The organism is Nocardia sp. NPDC060220, assembly GCF_042727815.1.
Classification (GTDB): domain Bacteria; phylum Actinomycetota; class Actinomycetes; order Mycobacteriales; family Mycobacteriaceae; genus Nocardia.
In genome coordinates, this window is record NZ_JBHWZY010000722.1 from 1 (window position 1) to 3,593 (window position 3,593).

Annotated in this window: 4 protein-coding genes; 3 read left to right on the forward strand and 1 reads right to left on the reverse strand. The window is 69.5% G+C overall.

Features of this window, described 5'->3' with window-relative positions:
* The first annotated feature begins 131 nt into the window (after nucleotides 1-131).
* Nucleotides 132-1,862, forward strand: a complete 1,731-nt coding sequence (locus tag ACFWF3_RS28430; RefSeq protein WP_379316551.1) for a DEAD/DEAH box helicase — start codon at nucleotides 132-134, stop codon at nucleotides 1,860-1,862.
* A complete protein-coding gene (locus tag ACFWF3_RS28435) occupies nucleotides 1,862-2,410 on the forward strand; it encodes a hypothetical protein (RefSeq protein ID WP_379316547.1) in 549 nt (182 codons plus the stop codon). The genes ACFWF3_RS28430 and ACFWF3_RS28435 overlap by 1 nt, the downstream gene beginning before the upstream one ends.
* A gap of 118 nt (nucleotides 2,411-2,528) precedes the next feature.
* Here the strand turns inward: ACFWF3_RS28435 and ACFWF3_RS28440 are convergent, their stop codons facing one another.
* Nucleotides 2,529-3,266 carry an SDR family NAD(P)-dependent oxidoreductase gene (locus tag ACFWF3_RS28440; RefSeq protein ID WP_379316549.1) on the reverse strand — a complete coding sequence of 246 codons (738 nt, stop codon included), beginning with the start codon at nucleotides 3,264-3,266 and terminating at the stop codon, nucleotides 2,529-2,531.
* 160 nt (nucleotides 3,267-3,426) lie between these two features.
* Here ACFWF3_RS28440 and ACFWF3_RS28445 point away from each other — a divergent pair.
* On the forward strand, nucleotides 3,427-3,593 hold a 167-nt coding region (locus ACFWF3_RS28445; protein ID WP_379316553.1), incomplete at its 3' end, for a TetR/AcrR family transcriptional regulator.

A 3,593-nucleotide genomic window follows, 5' to 3' on the forward strand; every position in this document is an offset into this window, starting at 1 on the left:
CCTCTCCGGAGATTGTGTCGAGCGTTCGGGAACAAACTCAGTACAGTGTACGTTGTTCGGTTGTTCGTGCTGCCCGATCAGAGGAGAACGTTCTGCCCGCCATTCAGGCCACCTACCTTCCCGACCGTCACCTGTTCGCCCTGTGGACGTGGACCGGGCACGACACCGGCCCCGCGCCGACGGGGGTCGGCGATCCGGAACAACTCACCCTCGCGCTGCCGGTCGGCGAGCGCGGGGCGATCGAAACCGTCGAGGTGGCGACCGCGGTGGTCACCCCCGCCGAGCTGGTCGACGTCACCCTCGGCGACCTCGCCCCGTCCGCGCTGGCCTGGCGCGCATCGATGACCGACGAGCGGTCCTTCGCCTTGCCCGCCGCCGCGCACGCCGTCCCCGATGCGGTCGGCTCCGCGATCGTGTCCGCCGAGCGGGCGGCGCGGGTCTTGCGCGAGACACGGGCCCTCGACGGGGAGCTGGCGGGAGTTCTCGATGCCACGCTGCGGCCGTATCAGGTCCGCGGGGTGGGGTGGTTACGCGAGACCGTGTCGGCGTTCGGCGGGGCCGTGCTGGCCGACGAGATGGGGCTCGGGAAGACGGTGCAGACCATCGGGTTCCTGCAGGGCCGCTCCGACGGTCCGCAGTTGGTGGTGTGCCCGACCTCGCTGGTGGGCAACTGGGTGCACGAGATCGAACGGTTCGCACCGGGGTTGAAGGCGGTGTCGTGGCGCGGTGGCGCGGTGCCCGCCGGCGCGGGGACAGTTCTCGTGACCGGGTATCCGACCCTGCGGCTGCACGGGGCGGCACTGACCGGTGAGCAGTGGGCCACCGTGGTGTTCGACGAGGCGCAAGCGCTGAAGAATCCGCGCACCCAGGTGTCGCGGGCGGCGCGCGCGCTGACCGCCGACGCGAAGGTCGCGCTGACCGGAACGCCGGTGGAGAACCACCTCGACGAACTGTTCGCACTGCTCAACCTCACCGTACCGCGACTGTTCGCGCATCGCACGCAGTTCCGGCGCCGGTTCGTGCGGCCGATCGAGGAGGGGTCGGCCACGGCCGCGGCACGACTCAGGGACGCCGTCGAGCCGGTTGTCCTCGGACGCAAGAAACTTCAGGTGGCGGCGTCGCTGCCCGCGAAGATCCACAGCGATCTACTGTGCGATCTCACCGCCGAGCAGGAACGGGTGTACGACGCGGTGCTCGCCGACGCCCTCGATGAGGGCTTCGGCTCCGGCCTGCAACGACAGGGACGGGTACTGGCCGCGCTCACCCACCTCAAGCAAGTGTGCAACCACCCCGGACTGGTTTCCGGCGACCTGGGCGAACTCGCGGGCCGTTCCGGCAAACTCGACCTGTGCACCGACATCGTGGCCACCAACCTCGACACCGGTGACCCCACGCTGATCTTCACCCAGTACCGCAAGACCGGCGACCTGCTGGTGCGGCACCTGGCCGAGCAGTTCGGCATCGACGCGCCGTTCTTCCACGGTGGGCTCGACGCGACCCAGCGCGGCGACCTCGTCACCCGCTTCCAGGCGCCGGACGGGCCGCCGGTACTGATCCTGAGCCTGCGCGCGGCGGGCACCGGCCTCACCCTCACCCGCGCGGCCGATGTGATCCATTTCGATCGCTGGTGGAATCCGGCGGTGGAGGCGCAGGCCTCGGACCGGGCGCACCGGATCGGGCAGACCCGCACCGTCACCGTTACCACCCTCACCAGCGCCACCACGGTGGAGGAGCACATCGCCGCGATGCACACCCGCAAGTCCGCGCTGACGGACCTGTCCGATGCGGCGGGCATCGCCGAACTGGCCCGCCTCGACGACGACGCCCTCGTCGACATCCTGCGCCGGAAGCGAGAGAACTGATGGCCGACAACGAATTCGGGTACACCCAGTGGGGTCGGGATTGGGTGCGCCTGGCCGAACCGCTGCGCCAGACCCGGCCGGAACCACTGCTGCCCCGCGCCCGCAGCATCGCGCGCAACGACGGCGTGCGCGTCGAGATCGAGGGGCGAACGGTGCGCGCGCACCTGCATCGCGGCGGTCAGGCCTCGATCGCGCACGTCGAGGTGGCGCCGCTGTCGCGGGCGGCGGTGAGCGCGATCGGCCAGACGATCACCGACCCGACCGTCCTCACCGACGAGATGCACCGGGCATTGGTCGACGCGGGCCACTCCCCCGCGCCGACCCTGGTCAGCGCCGATTGTTCCTGCTCGGCGCGGACCGCGCGCTGCCTGCACGTGTTCGCGACGCTGTACACGATCGCGCGCGGGGTCGACGAGAATCCGCGCCTCGCACTGGAATTGCAGGGTTACTTCGACGCGACCGCCGAATCCGACGCGTCCGCCCAGGAACAACGCTGGACTCCCCTGCACACCCTCGACCCGGCCGACTTCTTCGACATCGTCCGCTAGGCGATCGGCCGACGAGACCTCCTGGAACGCAACGGGTTATCCGTGAGTCCTGCCGATCCCGCTCGACGAAGCCGGCGTCCGGAAGATACACAGAGCCCGTTCGGGCTGCGCCCGCCGCTCAGGCGTTGGTGCCGCCGTCGACGGTGAGGATCGCTCCGGTGATCGATCGGCCCGACGGACCCGCGAGGAAGGCGACGAGGTCGGCCACGTCGGCGGCGGCACCGAAACGGCCCAGCGCGTTGAACTCCCGTTGTGTAGGGGCGTGCCCGCTGTCCGCGGGGTTCATGTCGGTGTCGGTCGGTCCGGGCTGGACGAGGTTGACCGTGATGCCGCGCGGACCGAGCTCGCGCGCAAGGGCTTTGGTGAAGCCGTTGAGGGCCGACTTGCTGAGGTTGTAGAGCGACAGTCCACCGAAGAGCGCGCGTTCGGACAGGTTGGAGCCGATGGAGATGATCCGGCCGCCGTCACCGAGGTACGGGAGAGCGGCCTGGCCCGCGACGAAGGCGGCGCGGGCGTGGATGTTCAGCGCGCGGTCGATCTCGTCGAGGGTGAACTCCTCGTAGGGCTTGGCCGGGAAGATGCCCGCGTTGTTCACGAGGATATCGAGCCCGCCCAGTTCGCGCGCGGTCTGTTCCACGGCGGCGACGACCGCTGCGGCGTCGCCGCTGTCGGCCTTGATCGGCAGCGCCCGCCTGCCCAGCGCCTCGATCTCGGCGGCGACCGCCTTCGCGGCGACCTCGTCGCGCTGATAGGTGAACGCCACATCGGTGCCGGCGGCGGCCAGTGCGCGGGCGATGGCCGCGCCGATCCCGCGGCTCGCGCCGGTCACCAGGGCCACGGTGTTGCTGCTCGTCATCAGGTTTGCTCCAATTTTGTAGTAGTCGATACACAAATAGAGAAGCGTATCCACAGCACCCTCGTCAAGAGTTTCTTACCGATCGACACAGAAATAAGTGGGCGGGCCGTCCGCCGCCGTGGGCGCGGTATATTTACCGATCGGCACAGAAAGGTTTCGCATGGCAGAGCGCGGGCGCCCCCGAGGCTTCGATCGTGAGGTCGCGCTGCGTCGCGCGATGGAGGTGTTCTGGGAGCTCGGCTACGACGGCGCCTCGATGAGCGACCTCACCGCCGCCATGGGCATCAACTCCCCCAGCCTCTACGCCGCCTTCGGCGACAAGGAGGC